We start from the raw sequence: 15,660 nt of genomic DNA on the forward strand, positions 1-15,660 counted from the left end.
CAGAAATGAAAGGCTACTCTAGAATGACAGCCGTACCGTAGGCAATGATTTCTGATGCACTCGCCATAACGGCTGAAGACTGTAACCGAAAAGCAACGATTGCATTAGCACCCTTACTTTCTGCATCCTTTACCATTCTCGCAATTGCTCTCTGTCTAGCTTCTGTCATCATTTCGGTATACTCAGTAATTTCACCACCAACAATTGTCCGAAAACTCGCAAGAATGTCCTTCCCTACGTGCTTAGACTGAACAGTGCTTCCTCTAACATAACCAATCACTTCCTTAATATTTTTATTTGCGACTTGATCAGTAGTTACGATTATCATCAATTTGTTCCTCCTTTTCCCTTTTCCTTCGATCTTTAATAAGCAAATAAATCAAGAAACCAAGTGAAAGCGCATATCCAACCATAACGAGCGGAACCCATGAAGCATTGATAAAAAACATAACGACAATCAGAACTTGAAAGATTGAAGCACCTATTAACAATAATATTTTCATTGCGCCTATCACCAGCTTTCTACATCTAACTTAAGAATACCTTATTTTGTGTGATTTTTCTTGTCCTGTTTTGCCAATTCAATACCACAAGAAAAAGCGATACGCAGAGTCGTTTCCGCATATCGCTGTGACATAGATTATGATGTTATCTTATTCAACCAATTGCCCGGACATTCCTATAATGAAGGTGATTTTTTGCCTTCTGCTAAAAATAAGTATAAGTATCTAAACCGCTGCTCATACTACTAGAGCACGAAACCATTGGGCTATAGCCAAGCGGTAAGGCAACGGATTTTGATTCCGTCATGCGCTGGTTCGAATCCAGCTAGCCCAGTTAAGAAACGACAGCAAGCTTCTTTTTACGTTGTTTTAAATTTTGCAAACCCGACTTATTGTAACCTACAATTAATTTCTTTCCGTTAGTCACGATAGGCCGTCTTAGAAGCTTTGGTTCATTATGCATTAGTTCAAGCATTTCAGTAAGGGTAAGATCATCAATTTCAACATTTAGCTTCTTGAATGAAGTACTCCTTCTTGCAAGAATTTCTTCAATACCATCTGTAGATAAGGTAATGATTTCTTTTAATTCATCAATTGAAGGTGTATCTTTAAATAAATGACGCTCTTCAAAATCAACACCATTTTCTTTTAACCATGCTTTTGTTTTTCTACAAGATGTGCAACTTGGATAAGTATAAAACAATAATTTATCTTCCAATTTAAATCCTCCCCGATTCGTTTTCCGTTGATAACTAACTTTACCCACATTATACAACACTTAAACAAATATTGTACAAGAAAAAGATTTGTATTTTTGTGAACGATTTGGGATAATAAATTGGAACCCTTTTCAAGGTTAAATAAGGAAAGTCATTATTTTGCCATGAGACTAGCATTTACTTTTCCACAAGAACTCATATATAATACGATGTGTATGGGGAATGAACGAGCAAGGGAGGAACTTTTATGCCTAGAATGTACCGAGTTTTAGCTTTCTGGACCGGCATTTTCTCACTCATGGGTTTTGTTGGTGAGATGCCAGTATTAGGATTGCTGTTCCTTGGCCAGGCCGGCATGTTTTTAGCGTTAAGTTATCTAAACTTAACAGAACGTACTTATTTGTATATTTTCGGTGTATACTTAACTTTGTTTATGGTCGGTTTTTCCTACTGGTCAGTGTTCATGATGACGCCTGGATCAGGCGGACATTAATCCGAACGCAAAAAAGACGATGCTTACGCATCGTCTTTTTTTGGGCGCTTTTCTTGAATCATTACTAAAAATTGATTCGACTGAGCAAGCCACCTTACTGCTCGATTTTGTTTATGTTCTCTAGAAAAAGGGTTATCCGGAGTCGTTTGCTGAAGAAATTGAAGCAAACCCTCTTTTAAAAGAAATTGTCCTTGTGGGAGACAATCCACCCACTGGATCCCATGACTTAGACCAATGTTTCGAATAGCGTCAACATGAACATGAGTTGTGATATCCATTTCCCCAGGGAACTGTAAAACATTTTCTATGAACTGATGATTTTGGTATCCCCTAAGACTGCCTTCTCTTCTTCCAGGGGTTTCCCATTCCTCATTTGTATATCCATAATCTACCGTAAAGACTTTTCCATGAGATAGCCAACTTCCTACCTCATTCAACCATTCTCCCATGGCAAGCGGAATTTCGATCCGTTGTCCATCACTAACCTGAAGTTCGTGACACGCTAACCAGTTCAGAATCTCCGGGTCTGTACAGGGAATGTACACCTCTTCAAAACAATCATAATCATTCAAACCAATACAGACTTCAACAAGTTCACGTTGTTTTTCAATAACACGTACAGGAAACGCATCGAGCAATTCATTTGAGAATAGAATGCCATTTAACTTCGGCAGCTCTTTCTTAATTGTAGAAAGTGAAGGATAAATCAGCACGTTATGATGCTTTGTGCGCTCAGCAATTAATTGCTGATGATAAGGACTAGATTCCAGTACAAAATAAGTTAACTTTTCATAAAACTTATAGTCCACCGTTTTTACTTCATCAAGAAAGGAAGAAATGAAGTTACCATCACCTGAACCCGCATCGACAATAACCGGTGCATACTCGTTCTTTTGTATTTCTTTTATAAGCACTCGGGCCATTACGCGAGAAAAAACGTCACCTATACTTGTTGAGGTAATGAAATCACCTCTTTCCCCCGTCTTTGGTGCATTCTTCTGATAATACCCATACTTTTGATGATAAAGAGACAATGTCATAAACCGCTCGAAAGTGATTGAACTATTTGGACTCTGTTCAATTTCATTTTTAATGACAGTTTTTAACGACATTGCCTATAAAGAAAAGCCATTTAGAAATGGATTTTCAGTCATCTCAGTTTCAATAGTTGTAGCAGCTCCATGTCCAGATGCTACGATCGTATGTTCAGGTAGCACAAGTAGGCGATTATGTATGCTCTTAAGCAATTGTTTTTGATTCCCGCCTGGAAGATCTGTTCTTCCTATACTTCCAGCAAACAGAGCGTCACCGGAAAAGACGATATTCGCGTCTTGGAAATAAAACGATACGCTGCCAGGTGAGTGTCCTGGTGTCTCTAGAACCGTAAAATTAAATGAACCGATTGTCATATCTCCTTCTCCCTCAATGAGATGGTCAGCGGGTTTACCAGAAATGTTATCAACAACCGGAAAAAGTTTTGACCCATTTAAAGAAGGATCTGAAAGCCAATTTGATTCATACGCATGCAAATAGACTGGAACTTGATAAGTCTCTCTTAGTAAATCAACGGCACCGATATGATCAAAATGAGCATGAGTTAAAAGAATAGCCAATGGTTTTAACTCATGCTTTTCGATCTTTCTCTTGATTCGTCCTCCCTCAGCTCCTGGATCTATAAGAAGAGCTTCTTTATTTTCATTCCATATGAGTGCTGCATTTGCTTGTACAGGACCAACAGCCATTTGTTTCCATTCCATAACATTCGCCTCCATTGAAAGATTATGCTTCTTATTCTACACTATAAAAAAGAGTGATTAAAAGGAGATGTTTCTTCTGAACTTCGTGTATGGTGTTGAAATGAAACCACCTGTTAATAAACTACCTGGGTTCATAGCGCAAATTGTCAAAAGAACGGCTGATCTTGCTAACGTGGTGGATCGTGATAAACAACTTGTTATCATTTCAGATCGAATCGAAGCTGAAGCCCTTCAGAACTACTATCAGTCCAAAGGTGTTCTCGAAGACGTTCATCCACTCATTCATCTTTCTAAAGCATCTGATTGTAAACTTTCTTTCACAGACTACGGCTTCAATTCTCAAAACAACGAACTTTATCTCTACAAAGAAATGGTTGCGTGGTTCAGGATACTTAATGGAGACGACCAACAAAAAAAAATGGCGCTTTTACAAATGGAAGAGCATTTCATTTGCCGGAATGACCAGCTTTTTTTTGTCGATCGAATGCACATAGAATTAATGCAGGGTATTGCTCGAGCTTACAACATTGAACTTACATTTTCGAGTGAATAACACCTCGACAAACGAAAAGAAAACGGTTAAAATAAGAAAGGACTTATCGTACATACCATTCAAGAAAAATTTACGATTCAACCATGCAACAGTCATTTTACGGGTATACTGATAATGAGTGCATGGATAGGGAGGTATTCCAAATGGGATTAGCAATTATTTTTGCAATCGTTACTTTATTTTGCGTATGGGGTGTTTTTCGTTCCCTTCGTGAAAAGAACTTTATGGGCCTTGCCTTTGCAGGATTAACAGTGCTTGTATTCGGCGCCTTTACTGTTGCTACAATGATCGATATTCTTTTCGGATCTGGTGGCGGCGGAGGCCACTAAAAAAACAGCCATTTCGGCTGTTTTTTTTATGTCTTAGAAGCACATGATACGTCATGTTACTTTTATTTTAAATGTCTTTTAACTGATTCGAGTTTATCTTCCATTTTCACCTTTTTATCACGACGATCATCGATTCGTAGATTGGTGGCTACACGCTCAATACCTGCTTGAAAGGGCGCTTCATGAATCGCTTTAACAACATCTAGGAGATCAGAAATATCTCCTTCAATAAGAGTACTCATAGGTGTTAAACGATATGTAATCCGATCAGAAAACGATTCTAGAACCTCCTGTACATCCGCTACATACTTACTAACACTTGGTGTTTCCGTTCCAATTGGAATCACTGTAACATCTACAATTGCCATTATTTTTTTCCTCCCTTTTCTTCAAGTAACTGCATTTTTCGATTAAAGAAAAAGCGATACGTCACCAATGAAATAATCATCGCACAAATGGATACAGATGAAAAGATGCTAATCGAAATGACGATCTGATAGCGAATGGCTTCAATTGGCGAAGCCCCACCAAGAATTAGTCCTGTCATCATCCCTGGCAATTGCACAAGTCCAATCGTTTTTAATCCATCCACATTAGGAATCATCGCTGCGCGAATCGTTTTTCTAATAATCATTTGAGAAGCTTGCGAAGCATTTGCTCCAAGCGATAATGCTGCAAGAATTTCTCCTTTACTATCGTGAAACTCGTTCTTCATTCTCTCAAATGCAAGACCAGTTGCCACCATACTATTACCAATAATCATTCCACTCATCGGAATAACCTGTTCAGATCGAAAAGGAATAATATCAAATACAATCCATAATGACAAAACAAACACTTCAATAAGAATAAGCGAAGAGAACGACAGGAGAAAAGCGTACGGAATCCCCTTTCCTCTCTTTGATGCTTGAAGAGAAGCAATGACTAGCATAACAGCTACCCACAATCCTACCCCCTGCCAATCTGGAATAGAAAAGAGAAATGTGAGAACATAACCTATAAAAAACAATTGAACGACGCCGCGGATAGAAGACCATATAGCTGATTTGCCTATCCCGAGCGAAAACAAATAAGAAAGCGAAACAGGAATCATGACAAATAGAATCATTGTAAGCAATGAAAGGTTCGATATGTTCGTCATAAATTATCCTTCGAGAAAGTGCTTTAACGTAGCGGATTTTGGTTGATAAAACAATTCGGTTGTTTTTCCTTGCTCTTCAACCCTACCTTCATTCATAAATAGGGTATAGCTACCAAGTCTTTCTGCTTGCTTAAGGTCATGTGTAATCATCAAAATTGTCTTCCCTTCTTCATTCACGAGCTTATGTAACAATTCTTCCATCAAATCCACTGTCCGCATATCAAGTGCACTGGTCACTTCGTCTAATAACAATACCTCAGGATTATTAGCAAGCGTTCTTGCAAATGCCACGCGCTGCTGTTCGCCACCAGATAAATTTTCTACTTCTTTCGTTAAAAACGCTTCAGGCAACTGTACTTTTTCCAATAACTTAACCCCATCATTGGGCTCCCACTTTTTTTGAAGAGAAGGACCAAACTTTAAATTATCTTCAACCGTTCCATCAAATAAATGAGCCTGTTGAAACACCATACCAATGTTTCTACGCAGCTCCGATATAGGAAAATCGCTAATTTTTTTCCCTTTAAAGTGGATTTCACCCTCATCCGGATCTTCTAGTCTATTTAACAAAAGTAATAAGCTACTCTTCCCTGCACCTGAGGGTCCGATAATTGTCGTTAAACTGCCTTCCATTAATGAAAATTGAACATCCGTTACACGTTCATTGGATACATTTTCTACTTCGATTAGTTTATTCATTGAACTTCCTTTCTTGAAAGCGAATTGCTTCATTAACACCATTCTCAAAGTTCCTTGCTTAGTCTATGTATTTTTCCCCTCCTCATTCGAATAGCAAACTTATTCACATAAAAAAACCCTGCAGAAGCAGGGTTAAGTTTTCATGATGGAAGTTTGTGTTTGTCGATAAGCAGCATGGTTTGTTGGCCCAATTCCTTTTCCTATTGGGAGGGCGTGTGTTATAGCAGCCGTAATATATTCTTTTGCAATAGCTACAGCCTCGGGGATCGGCCTCCCCTTAGCAAGTTCAGCTGCGATACAAGCTGAATACGTGCAACCAGTTCCGTGAGTGTGTTTTGTTTCAATACGCTCTGATTCATAATGGTAAAAGCGGTCGTTTAGATACAGAACATCCACAGCAGTATTACTCGTCATATGTCCACCTTTAATAAGAACAGCTTTTGCACCGCTTTCATGTAGGGTTTTTGCCGCCTCCTCCATACCCTTGATAGAAGTAATAGCATTACAATTTAGCAATTCGGCTGCTTCAGGAAGATTAGGCGTAATAACAGCTCCTAGCGGAAAAAGCTTTTCTTTCATAGCCAATTTTGCTTCATTTTGCAAAAGAGACGCCCCACCTTTTGCGATCATCACAGGATCAATAACAAGATTTGAGACATTGTAGTCCCTTATCTTTTCCGAAACCGCAAGAATGATTTCACTCGAAAAAAGCATCCCAGTTTTTACTGCGTCCGCCCCAATATCTGAGAGAACAGCATCTAGCTGTGATTGCACCGCTTCGACCGTTTGTGGGAACACATGATGAACGCCAAGCGTGTTCTGAGCTGTAAGTGCTGTAATCGCACTCATCCCAAACACGTTGCGCTCTTGAAACGTTTTTAAATCAGCCTGAATCCCAGCTCCGCCACCACTATCTGAACCAGCAATCGTCAGTGCTTTATACATTAGACCCTCTCCTTATTAGATAGCCTGAAAACGATCCGGACGAAATTGACCAATTGCAATTTGTTGGGGAACCTGATCAATTTCATCCGCTACGATTTTTGCCGTAATTGGGCTAAGTAAAATTCCATTTCGATAATGTCCGGTCGCCAAAATAACCCTCGGTTTCTCAATTAACTTTCCAATAAGTGGAAAACCATCCTGTGTAGCCGGCCTTAACCCGGCCCATTTATGAAATGGATCCATCTTCTCGAGAACAGGCATCACCTTCTTGCTCCACTTTTCGAGACGACCAATCCCATGTTCTGTTACGTTCGTATCAAAATTAGCGATATCCTCTGAGGCACCGACCACAACGGAACCATTCGCTTTAGCTACCAAATACCCCTGGCTTGTAAAAACAATGTGGTTTAAAGGTGGAGCTTCATATGCACAGATTTGTCCGCGGATCGGATATACGGGCAATGTGCAGCCAAGCTCTTTTTCCCAATACATTGACCAGGCCCCTGCTGCAAGAACAACCTGATCACTGTCAATTCGCTCCTGTTTTGTTACAACAGCATAACCATCAAGCGTTGCATCTCCCACATATTCGATGACATGAACACCTAGATTACGGCAGGCTTGTAAAAGAGCCGCCACATAGCCAGGGGCATAAATATGAGACTCTTCGGGACACCATAAAGCGGCAACAACATCTCTAGAGAGCCCTGGTTCTTTAACGCTTACTTCTTCAGCGCTTAAGATCGTCGATTCAACGTTAAACTTTCTTTGCCATGCCTGTTTTGTTTCAAGAGAAAGACGGTCGGCTTCATGATAAATACAATAAAGACTACCACTTTCATTGTACTCAAAATCAATATCCGAATGACGTTTGACCTCTTCTTGCCATTTAGGAAAAATCTGCAAACTCCTTTGGCATAGTCGGAAAAAATCGTCAGGGTCTTCTTCAATTTCAGAATATGGAGCAAGCATTCCTGCTGCTGCACCAGAAGCCTGTCCACCACATTGCTGCGCTTCGACCACAGTAACGTTATGTCCTCTTCTTTGACATTCAAATGCAATGGATAAACCGATCACTCCGCCACCAATAATCGTGATTCTAGCCATATAGATCCTCCTTTCTTAGCTTTGTATCGGACTACTCGCCGTCGCATACTTCTTTTTAGAAATTCTACCTGCGCTATAGGACAACCTTCCAGCTTGAATCGCATGTTTTACAGCCTCTGCCATCATAACTGGGTTTCTCGCTTTTGCTATCGCTGTATTTAACAGCACGCCATCTGCGCCGAGTTCCATTGCCTCTGTAACATCAGCTGCACTTCCAAGACCAGCATCTACGATCACTGGCACTGTAAGCTTCTCAGTAATCCGTTCAATATTATAAGGATTTAAAATACCAAGACCTGTACCAATGGGAGACCCACCTGGCATCACTGCCGCGGCACCAGCTTCTTGTAATCGATAACAAAGTGCAGGATCATCTGATGTGTACGGCAAGACAATAAACCCTTCGTTCGCTAAGATTTCTGTTGCTTTTAGAGTTTCGATTGGATCAGGAATGAGCATTTTTTCATCTTGGCTCACTTCGATCTTAATCCAATCACTTAGTCCAGATGCTTTTGCTAAACGAGCGATTCGAATCGCTTCTTCTGCTGATGTTGCACCTGAAGTATTCGGTAAATATTGAAATGGTTTTTCGATGTGTTGAAGGATCGCATCTTCGTCTGGTGCTGAAAGATTCACTCTTCGAATCGCGAACGTGAGAACCTCCGCTTCGGAAACCTCAATCGCCTTGTTTTGAACATATGGATTTGGGTATCTTCCTGTGCCTAGAAAAAGCCTCGATGATAATTGTTTACCAGCTATTGTTAATTTGTTAGTCATTTACTCAACCTCCACCTACAAAGTGAACAAGTTCAATTTTCATGCCATCTTGTACATTGATATCTTTCCAGTTCGATCGATCAATAATTGTCCCATCTACCTCTGTTACAACCAGACCTTCTTGCAAACCAAAATGCTTCACAACATCCTTCAACGTAATCACGTCTAGATGGTGCTCATCGCCATTTATTTGTAATCTCACTTCTCGATCACCTCACTTTTAATCACTTGCTGAAATAATTCACATGTTCCTTTCACATCGTCACTTCCTACTACTTCGCTGATCACACAAATCCGTTTCGCCCCCGCACGTAAGACGTCTGAAACATTGTGTAGTTTAATTCCTCCAATGGCGACAAATGGAATGGAAATTTCAGAAGTCACTTCCTTGATATATTCAGTAGTAACAGGGTCTACCACATCGCTTTTACTGTTAGTCGGAAAAATTGGACCTGCCCCGATGTAATCAGCTCCTCCCTTTTCTGCAGCAAGCGCTTCTTCAATACGATGAGTTGAGATTCCGATTATTTTACCTGGTCCAATGATTTTTCTTGCCGTTTCTAAAGGCAAATCATCTTGCCCTAAATGAATACCGTCTGCATCAACAGCTAGAGCGACATCAATATGATCATTAACAATAAACGGTATATTGTACTTTTTTGTTAATGCTTTTAACTTTAGCGCTTTTTCAAGCACTACTTTTTTTGAATTTGTTTTATCACGTAGCTGAATAATATCCGCTCCACCTCGTATGGCTTCCTCCATTACGTCGACTAAATCTCGATCTGGATGAAATTCTTCTCCTGTAATCACATATAATTGAAACTGCTTCATGACTGGCTTCCTCCATTATCGTTATGACTTACTTCACATTTCTACAAAAATGAGATAAAAGACGCTAGAACGTGAAAAACCCCCATTCCGCGTATGGAATGGGGGTAGTATAAAAACACCGCTACCGACTTCCCTACGCTGGTATCAACCAGATCAGGTTCAAGGGTAAAAGAAATAACGGTTTCTTTTTCTCAGCCTTCCCTTATTTGAAGGCACCCCTAGTCTTAGAAATTATGAAATTACTATTATTATGACAAAAAAGCTCTTAGAATTCAAGCTCCCTACATGTATAGGGAAGACAAAAAGATGCCTATCGTATTTTGATAAATATCGTTAAATTGGCTAACTGGTAAAGGATTCTCTCCTTTCCCGATTTCAACAGTGAAACCAGGTCTTCTAAAATCCTGTATAAACCAATCCTTGTAACCTGCAAAACTATCAACATACCGAATGGGTAGATAGCCACTTAAGCGAGAAAATTCTGTTACAAGAATTTCCGACTCAGGGGGTTCAAGACCTTCAAATCCCCAAAAAATCACTTCACCCTGTGAATGGAATGCTAGCGCTCTGTCAAACTTCTTTCTTCTAGTTAAATCAGCAATTGCAATTGCTTCTGGTTCAGTAAGCGGGGCTTTTCCCGGGTAATTTCTTGGAGATGGCTTTGTTGGTTTACGCTCAGCTTCTACTTCCCATTTGGCCGGGTATTGATTATTTAAATCAACACCTCGAATGTTCGCCTTCCAACGACTAAATTGGTCACTCCCATTGTTAATCTCATTTGCAAGAGAACGATAGGGTTCCTCTTCAGGTAAACCATTAATGACAAGATCAACACCATCTGGATTGACCATTGGAACGAGTGACAAAGAAGTGGATTCATAAAGCGGGGGGAGATAGACACCGCTAAGCTGCTGGCTACTTGTTAATTCTTGTGCATAATCATCGATAAATTTCATGATTAAAGTTGTCGTTAACCACTCATTTGCGTGGAATGAGCCATTCATGTGAACTTTTTTCACGCCAGTTCCTACCACTAATTCCGGAATTGGTTTTCCCATTACTGTCTCACCAATTAGTCCTCTTTTAATAAATGGGTAAACACCAAGGATTTTTCGGATATCCTTAACAAGAGTCCCATAATCATAATTTTGATCGGGGTTTATCAGTGACCACGTGACACGAATCGGGATGTTCACTTTCTCACCCGGCTTTAGCGAAAAGGGATTTTGATCATTTAGCAATAAAACACCGTCTAAAGGCGCACCATACCAACCCGCTATTTTCCATAATGTATCTCCTTGTTTAATCGTATAACTTTTTGTTACATAACCAGGGATCTGTATTTGTTCTCCAATCATCAACTGATCAGGATCTTCAAGATTGTTGCTATCTAAAATGAGACGGAGCGGTATTTGAAAGACACGACTATATTTCCAAAGGCTGTCCCCACTTTTCACCCTAATTTTCATCATTCACCCTCCCACATGTCATCTCCCTCTTACAATAATATGACTAGAAGGGTGGCCTATGCTTCGTGAATAAAGCTTTTCTCAGAAGAAGATGTTTATTATCTCCACTTCTATGTTTAGATGCATATAAAAAAAACCACGCTTTAAAAGCGTGGTTTTTCTGGTGGTTTATTTTACCTCGGCATCTTCTTGTTGCTCTCCATGCTTTCCTAAGAAACGAAGCAGATCGCCGTACACAATTTTATCTGAGTAAGCAAGGTCTGTTTTTGCCTTTTCCATGTATGGTTCACAGGCAGCTTTATCCGTTTCTTCTCCGGTTTCCTTATCATAACAAACATTTTTCGTATAAAGGTTATTTTCTGTAATGAAACTTCCATCACGAAGTATCGTGAAATTATCCTGTTCTTCTGCAAACAGGTCATTACCAAACTTAATCATATCTTTTGTTTCAATTCCGAGAAGGTGCATGATTGTAGGTTTCAAATCAATTTGTCCACCCACTTGATCCATTACTTCTCCCTCCTGGCCAGGGATATGGATAATAAGAGGAACCTTTTGTAGTTCTGTCGATTCAAATGGTGTGATTTCTTTCCCTAGAAACTCGCCCATTGCTTTATTATGGTTCTCAGAGATACCATAGTGATCCCCATACATAACAAAGATTGAATCTTCATATAGTCCTTCTTCTTTCATGCGCTCAAAGAATTTTTTAACAGCTTCGTCCTGATAGCGAACCGTTGTGAAAAATCTGTTTACAGTACCATCGTCTGAAGTCCACTCTGGAATATATTCATCTTCTGATTCAAGAGTGAAAGGGAAATGATTCGTAAGGGTAATATATTTAGCATAGTAAGGTTCTGGCATTGTTTCTAAATACTTAATGGATTGATCAAAGAAATATTCATCTTTCAATCCCCATCCGATTGAATTATCGGGTGTGACCGTAAAGTCATTAATATCATAGAACTTATCATATTTAAGGGCATCATACATAACGTCACGATTCCAAAAACTTTTATTATTTGCATGGAAAACGGCATTATAGTAGCCATTTTCACTTAAAATTTCTGGAGACGCATTGTATTCATTTCCTGAGTGCGTAAAGAACACCGCACCGCTCGGTAGTCCATAAAGAGAATTCTCAAGAATAAACTCAGAGTCGGAAGTTTTCCCCTGTGCTGTTTGATGATAGAAGTTAGGGAAATAATAACTTTCATCAATAAGATCATTAAGGAATGGGGTAATTTCTTTTCCGTCAACCTCTTCGTTTATCACGAAACTTTGCGTAGACTCTAGAGATACGAGAATAATGTTTTTGCCTTCTGCTTTACCGAACATTTCAGGGTTTGGTTCAACATGGTTCGCTTTCACATAGTTTTCAATATCGACAATTTCACTACCGTCGGCAAATGCTCGTTGTGCCTTTGCTTTCGATTGTAGAACAGCATCATAAACATGATAGTTGTAAGTACCGATATATTTAATAAGCATTTCACGATCAAACGTCCGAGTTAAGAGTTGAGGACGCTCTGTTTCAGCAAGGCCGACATTAATAGCGAAAAGGGCGATGGCACTTGCAAATACAATAGCGATTTCTTTTTTCTTAACTGCGTATGTTTTAGTTTTACGTACAAATAGATAAGCTGAGAGAAGTATGATATCTATAAATAACAAGAAATCAAAACCGCTTACTAGCTCTGCGATACTGTTACCAAGTTCACCCATGTTATTCGTTTGAAAAAGAAGCGGTATCGTAATAAAGTCTGTAAATTCTCGGTAGTAGACAACATTTGCAAATAAAATAAATGACCCGACAAAATTAATGATCAGCAATACTCTGTTGCGATACTTAGGTGAGGCAAATAATGCAAAACCGAGGAATAACAAGACAGAACTAATCGGGTTTAAAAATAAGATAAACCCTTCCATTTTATTTTCAGGTTCAATGTTAAACGCAAATTCATACACCAAATACGTTTTTAACCACAGCAAAAATGCTACGACTAGAAAAAACGAATACTTATTTTGTAGCTTTTTCATGTTTTCTTAGTACCTCCTTAGTTGGATATAAGGAAAAGCTACCATATCTTTCTACGACCATACATAATCGCTATGATAGTATGTTTTCGAAATTTAATCAACTAACTTTTGTCCTTATTTTAGTATTTCTTTCAACAATTTTTTTGATTCTATTTAGTGCGGCCATTACTAATAACGAATAAGTCGTCCAAAAAGTTTCATCTGTGCAAAAAAATCATAAAAAAAGAAGAGATCAGACTCCACTGATCTCTTCTTTACCCCTATCATGACAGGGATAAACGCGAACAACTAGGACTATTTAACTAATTTAGTTTTAACAAGCCAGGCCCCACCTATAACGCCAGCATCATTGCCAAGAGTAGCAATTGCGAAATCTGAGCCTTCTTTCACCCTCGGTAAAGCATATTTTTCAAATTGATGCTTTAATGGTTTTAACAAAGCTTCTCCCGCTTTAGAAACGCCACCTCCAATGACAATCTTAGATGGATTTAAGGCGTTTGCTAAATTAGCAATGGCCAAACCAAGATAGAACGTAACTTTTTCAACTACTTCTTCAGCGTAAGAATCATTCGCTTCTGCAGCTTCAAAAATGTCACGAGAAGTAAGCTGATTCTGCTCCTTATATGTATGATAAAGAACGCTTTCTTGATTAGACGTAAGGTTTTCCATCGCAATCCGAACAATACCAGTTGCAGAAGCAACGGTTTCAAGACAACCCGTTTTACCACAGTTACATGAAGCACCGGCTTCAGGAACAGAGGTAATATGTCCAATCTCTCCCGCCATTCCGTTCGTCCCATGTATTATCGTACCATTTGTAATAATGCCACCGCCTACTCCAGTTCCAAGCGTTACGCAAAGCAAATCACGAGCACCATCACCTGCACCTCGCCACATTTCTCCGAGTGCAGCAATATTAGCATCATTATCAATAATAACCGGTAATCCTGTTTCAACTTCTAGCTTATCTTTTAAAGGAAAGTTCCGCCATCCGATATTAACAGCATGGTAGATAAAACCTGTCTCCATCTCAATGAACCCTGGAGCTCCCATGCCAATTCCAGCAAATTTCTCTTTGGCTAATTCCATTTCTTCCATTTTATCGTCGATTGCTCTTGCAATATGCATGGTAATATGTCGACCCGCTTCTGATTTATCCGTCGGAATTTCCCATTTCTTTTTAATTTCTCCGTAAAAATCAAGGAAAGCAAGCTTGATTGTTGTGCCTCCCAGATCCACACCTATGAACCATTTTTCTTCTTTCATCATCATCCACCTTTCATAACCTTGATTTTATTTTAAAGGAAAACCTTTCTTTTCGAGAAACTTTTTCATGTACGTTCGAACAGGACTCGTTAATTTATGAGCCATCATCGCTGTCCAACCACCTGTGCGCTGTCCAGCCGTTCGATCTGTATAATAAGATGAAATCACTTCATCATATTTGATTAATTCATCTTTAAAAACTTTTTCATTTTGTTCATATTCATCTACGTGATAAATGTTTTCTAGAGGCAAACGCGGTTTAATATCAGGTTCCTGATTAGGATATCCTACGCAAAGACCGAACAATGGAATCACGTGTTGAGGTAGATTCAATAAATCATTTACTTTTTCTAGATCATTTCGAATACCACCAATATAACAAATACCAAGACCCATTGATTCAGCAGCCACGCTTGCATTTTGTGCTGCAAGAGATGCGTCGATTAATCCTACCATGAATTTTTCAGTAGATTGAACCGTTTCTATAACATCAGTTCCGTGCATTTCTGCCGTAGCATGATGACGGTTAAAATCGGCACAGAATACGAAGAAATGGCCATTCTCTTCGACGTAACTCTGTCCCCCTGCGAGCTCTGCTATTTGTTTTTTCTTCTCTCTATCTTTCACACCGATAATAGAGTATGCCTGAATATAACTTGACGTTGACGCAGACTGGGCCGCTTTGACAAGAATATTAATTTGTTCTTCTGTTAGTGGCGTATCTTTAAACGCTCGAATAGATCGATGAGCGAGCATCGTTTCAATGGTTTCATTCATGTTTGTCTCTCTCCTTGTTGATTTCATTTCGTAAGATCATTCTGGCGACGAGGTAATCTTCTTTTTCGAGAATCTTCATTTCATATAATTCTTGTACCTCATCTTCCATTAATTCAAGATCTCCAAGTCTGCTACCAGTATAAACGATCATGCCATAGCGTTTTAAAAGTTGTTGTATATCATAAAATGTTTTCATTTTCCTCACCATTGCTATTATAGCAATCCATACTCTTAAAAAAAATAAATAAGCA

Annotated in this window: 21 protein-coding genes, 1 tRNA gene and 1 riboswitch; of the genes, 4 read left to right on the forward strand and 18 right to left on the reverse strand. The window is 39.2% G+C overall.

The genetic code is table 11. The features are described 5' to 3' along the window. Window positions 1-13 precede the first annotated feature (13 nt). Both ATG70_RS10215 and ATG70_RS10220 read right to left on the reverse strand, forming a co-directional pair. On the reverse strand, window positions 14-328 hold the full coding sequence (locus tag ATG70_RS10215) for a YbjQ family protein (RefSeq protein ID WP_098444204.1): 315 nt from the start codon (window positions 326-328) through the stop codon (window positions 14-16). Beyond that, window positions 309-503, reverse strand: coding sequence for a hypothetical protein (locus ATG70_RS10220; protein WP_098444205.1), 195 nt, complete (start codon window positions 501-503; stop codon window positions 309-311). Before ATG70_RS10220 ends, ATG70_RS10215 begins: the two co-directional genes overlap by 20 nt. Window positions 504-765: 262 nt before the next feature. Here ATG70_RS10220 and ATG70_RS10225 point away from each other — a divergent pair. Further along, window positions 766-837, forward strand: a tRNA-Gln gene (locus ATG70_RS10225). Here the strand turns inward: ATG70_RS10225 and ATG70_RS10230 are convergent. Then, the gene (locus ATG70_RS10230; RefSeq protein WP_098444206.1) at window positions 838-1,221 is read right to left on the reverse strand and encodes a Spx/MgsR family RNA polymerase-binding regulatory protein; all 384 of its coding nucleotides are present in this window, start codon (window positions 1,219-1,221) and stop codon (window positions 838-840) included. 248 nt (window positions 1,222-1,469) lie between these two features. On the opposite strand from ATG70_RS10230, the gene ATG70_RS10235 reads away from it, so the two are divergent. Next, window positions 1,470-1,715 (forward strand): DUF2626 domain-containing protein, encoded by a 246-nt coding sequence (locus ATG70_RS10235; protein ID WP_098444207.1) that lies wholly within the window; start codon window positions 1,470-1,472, stop codon window positions 1,713-1,715. 23 nt (window positions 1,716-1,738) lie between these two features. Here ATG70_RS10235 and ATG70_RS10240 read toward each other — a convergent pair whose 3' ends face one another. Then, window positions 1,739-2,749: an SAM-dependent methyltransferase gene (locus tag ATG70_RS10240; RefSeq protein ID WP_179886244.1), complete on the reverse strand. Its 1,011-nt coding sequence runs from the start codon at window positions 2,747-2,749 to the stop codon at window positions 1,739-1,741. An 81-nt stretch (window positions 2,750-2,830) separates the two neighbouring features. Continuing rightward, a complete protein-coding gene (locus ATG70_RS10245) occupies window positions 2,831-3,472 on the reverse strand; it encodes an MBL fold metallo-hydrolase (protein ID WP_098444209.1) in 642 nt (213 codons plus the stop codon). Between the two features lie 67 nt (window positions 3,473-3,539). On the opposite strand from ATG70_RS10245, the gene ATG70_RS10250 reads away from it, so the two are divergent. Together ATG70_RS10250 and ATG70_RS10255 are read left to right on the forward strand one after the other, a co-directional pair. After that, complete coding sequence (locus ATG70_RS10250) at window positions 3,540-4,025, forward strand: hypothetical protein (RefSeq protein WP_142329571.1); 486 nt, start codon at window positions 3,540-3,542, stop codon at window positions 4,023-4,025. Between the two features lie 143 nt (window positions 4,026-4,168). Beyond that, window positions 4,169-4,354: a DUF2759 domain-containing protein gene (locus tag ATG70_RS10255; protein ID WP_098444211.1), complete on the forward strand. Its 186-nt coding sequence runs from the start codon at window positions 4,169-4,171 to the stop codon at window positions 4,352-4,354. Between the two features lie 62 nt (window positions 4,355-4,416). On the opposite strand, the gene ATG70_RS10260 is transcribed toward ATG70_RS10255, so the two are convergent. The 13 genes from ATG70_RS10260 to ATG70_RS10320 form a co-directional block, all read right to left on the reverse strand. Then, complete coding sequence (locus ATG70_RS10260) at window positions 4,417-4,722, reverse strand: MTH1187 family thiamine-binding protein (protein ID WP_098444212.1); 306 nt, start codon at window positions 4,720-4,722, stop codon at window positions 4,417-4,419. Continuing rightward, complete coding sequence (locus tag ATG70_RS10265; protein ID WP_098444213.1) at window positions 4,722-5,495, reverse strand: ABC transporter permease; 774 nt, start codon at window positions 5,493-5,495, stop codon at window positions 4,722-4,724. Before ATG70_RS10265 ends, ATG70_RS10260 begins: the two co-directional genes overlap by 1 nt. Before the next feature lie 3 nt (window positions 5,496-5,498). Further along, a complete protein-coding gene (locus tag ATG70_RS10270; RefSeq protein WP_098445787.1) occupies window positions 5,499-6,194 on the reverse strand; it encodes an ABC transporter ATP-binding protein in 696 nt (231 codons plus the stop codon). A gap of 132 nt (window positions 6,195-6,326) precedes the next feature. Beyond that, a complete protein-coding gene (gene thiD / locus ATG70_RS10275) occupies window positions 6,327-7,139 on the reverse strand; it encodes a bifunctional hydroxymethylpyrimidine kinase/phosphomethylpyrimidine kinase (RefSeq protein WP_098444214.1) in 813 nt (270 codons plus the stop codon). A gap of 15 nt (window positions 7,140-7,154) precedes the next feature. Further along, window positions 7,155-8,246, reverse strand: coding sequence for a glycine oxidase ThiO (gene thiO, locus ATG70_RS10280; RefSeq protein WP_098444215.1), 1,092 nt, complete (start codon window positions 8,244-8,246; stop codon window positions 7,155-7,157). Window positions 8,247-8,261: 15 nt separating this feature from the next. Next, complete coding sequence (locus ATG70_RS10285; protein WP_098444216.1) at window positions 8,262-9,023, reverse strand: thiazole synthase; 762 nt, start codon at window positions 9,021-9,023, stop codon at window positions 8,262-8,264. A 4-nt stretch (window positions 9,024-9,027) separates the two neighbouring features. Beyond that, window positions 9,028-9,225 (reverse strand): sulfur carrier protein ThiS, encoded by a 198-nt coding sequence (gene thiS, locus ATG70_RS10290; protein ID WP_098444217.1) that lies wholly within the window; start codon window positions 9,223-9,225, stop codon window positions 9,028-9,030. Beyond that, entirely contained in the window at window positions 9,222-9,857 is a 636-nt protein-coding gene (thiE, locus tag ATG70_RS10295; RefSeq protein ID WP_098444218.1) for a thiamine phosphate synthase, read from the reverse strand. Before thiE ends, thiS begins: the two co-directional genes overlap by 4 nt. 113 nt (window positions 9,858-9,970) lie before the next feature. Next, window positions 9,971-10,087: riboswitch (TPP riboswitch) on the reverse strand. A 51-nt stretch (window positions 10,088-10,138) separates the two neighbouring features. Beyond that, window positions 10,139-11,326, reverse strand: coding sequence for a M14 family metallopeptidase (locus ATG70_RS10300; RefSeq protein ID WP_098444219.1), 1,188 nt, complete (start codon window positions 11,324-11,326; stop codon window positions 10,139-10,141). A 168-nt stretch (window positions 11,327-11,494) separates the two neighbouring features. Beyond that, window positions 11,495-13,366, reverse strand: a complete 1,872-nt coding sequence (locus tag ATG70_RS10305; RefSeq protein ID WP_098444220.1) for an LTA synthase family protein — start codon at window positions 13,364-13,366, stop codon at window positions 11,495-11,497. 294 nt (window positions 13,367-13,660) lie between these two features. After that, on the reverse strand, window positions 13,661-14,638 hold the full coding sequence (locus tag ATG70_RS10310) for an ROK family glucokinase (protein ID WP_373560761.1): 978 nt from the start codon (window positions 14,636-14,638) through the stop codon (window positions 13,661-13,663). A 21-nt stretch (window positions 14,639-14,659) separates the two neighbouring features. Next, window positions 14,660-15,409: an oxygen-insensitive NADPH nitroreductase gene (gene nfsA / locus ATG70_RS10315; RefSeq protein WP_098444222.1), complete on the reverse strand. Its 750-nt coding sequence runs from the start codon at window positions 15,407-15,409 to the stop codon at window positions 14,660-14,662. Further along, window positions 15,402-15,605, reverse strand: a complete 204-nt coding sequence (locus ATG70_RS10320; RefSeq protein WP_098444223.1) for a YqgQ family protein — start codon at window positions 15,603-15,605, stop codon at window positions 15,402-15,404. The genes nfsA and ATG70_RS10320 overlap by 8 nt, the downstream gene beginning before the upstream one ends. Between the last annotated feature and the right edge of the window lie 55 nt (window positions 15,606-15,660).

This window comes from Bacillus sp. es.036 (genome assembly GCF_002563635.1).
Classification (GTDB): domain Bacteria; phylum Bacillota; class Bacilli; order Bacillales; family Guptibacillaceae; genus Guptibacillus.

Coding starts and splice junctions, on each gene's coding strand:
- thiD (WP_098444214.1), bottom strand. CDS start 7,139: ATGTATAAAGCACTGACGATTGCTGGTTCAGATAGTGGTGGCGGAGCT.
- ATG70_RS10235 (WP_098444207.1), top strand. CDS start 1,470: ATGCCTAGAATGTACCGAGTTTTAGCTTTCTGGACCGGCATTTTCTCA.
- ATG70_RS10250 (WP_142329571.1), top strand. CDS start 3,540: ATGTTTCTTCTGAACTTCGTGTATGGTGTTGAAATGAAACCACCTGTT.
- ATG70_RS10215 (WP_098444204.1), bottom strand. CDS start 328: ATGATAATCGTAACTACTGATCAAGTCGCAAATAAAAATATTAAGGAA.
- ATG70_RS10310 (WP_373560761.1), bottom strand. CDS start 14,638: ATGATGATGAAAGAAGAAAAATGGTTCATAGGTGTGGATCTGGGAGGC.
- ATG70_RS10270 (WP_098445787.1), bottom strand. CDS start 6,194: ATGAATAAACTAATCGAAGTAGAAAATGTATCCAATGAACGTGTAACG.
- ATG70_RS10255 (WP_098444211.1), top strand. CDS start 4,169: ATGGGATTAGCAATTATTTTTGCAATCGTTACTTTATTTTGCGTATGG.
- ATG70_RS10265 (WP_098444213.1), bottom strand. CDS start 5,495: ATGACGAACATATCGAACCTTTCATTGCTTACAATGATTCTATTTGTC.
- ATG70_RS10220 (WP_098444205.1), bottom strand. CDS start 503: ATGAAAATATTATTGTTAATAGGTGCTTCAATCTTTCAAGTTCTGATT.
- thiE (WP_098444218.1), bottom strand. CDS start 9,857: ATGAAGCAGTTTCAATTATATGTGATTACAGGAGAAGAATTTCATCCA.
- ATG70_RS10305 (WP_098444220.1), bottom strand. CDS start 13,366: ATGAAAAAGCTACAAAATAAGTATTCGTTTTTTCTAGTCGTAGCATTT.
- ATG70_RS10245 (WP_098444209.1), bottom strand. CDS start 3,472: ATGGAATGGAAACAAATGGCTGTTGGTCCTGTACAAGCAAATGCAGCA.
- thiO (WP_098444215.1), bottom strand. CDS start 8,246: ATGGCTAGAATCACGATTATTGGTGGCGGAGTGATCGGTTTATCCATT.
- ATG70_RS10260 (WP_098444212.1), bottom strand. CDS start 4,722: ATGGCAATTGTAGATGTTACAGTGATTCCAATTGGAACGGAAACACCA.
- ATG70_RS10320 (WP_098444223.1), bottom strand. CDS start 15,605: ATGAAAACATTTTATGATATACAACAACTTTTAAAACGCTATGGCATG.
- ATG70_RS10285 (WP_098444216.1), bottom strand. CDS start 9,023: ATGACTAACAAATTAACAATAGCTGGTAAACAATTATCATCGAGGCTT.
- nfsA (WP_098444222.1), bottom strand. CDS start 15,409: ATGAATGAAACCATTGAAACGATGCTCGCTCATCGATCTATTCGAGCG.
- ATG70_RS10300 (WP_098444219.1), bottom strand. CDS start 11,326: ATGAAAATTAGGGTGAAAAGTGGGGACAGCCTTTGGAAATATAGTCGT.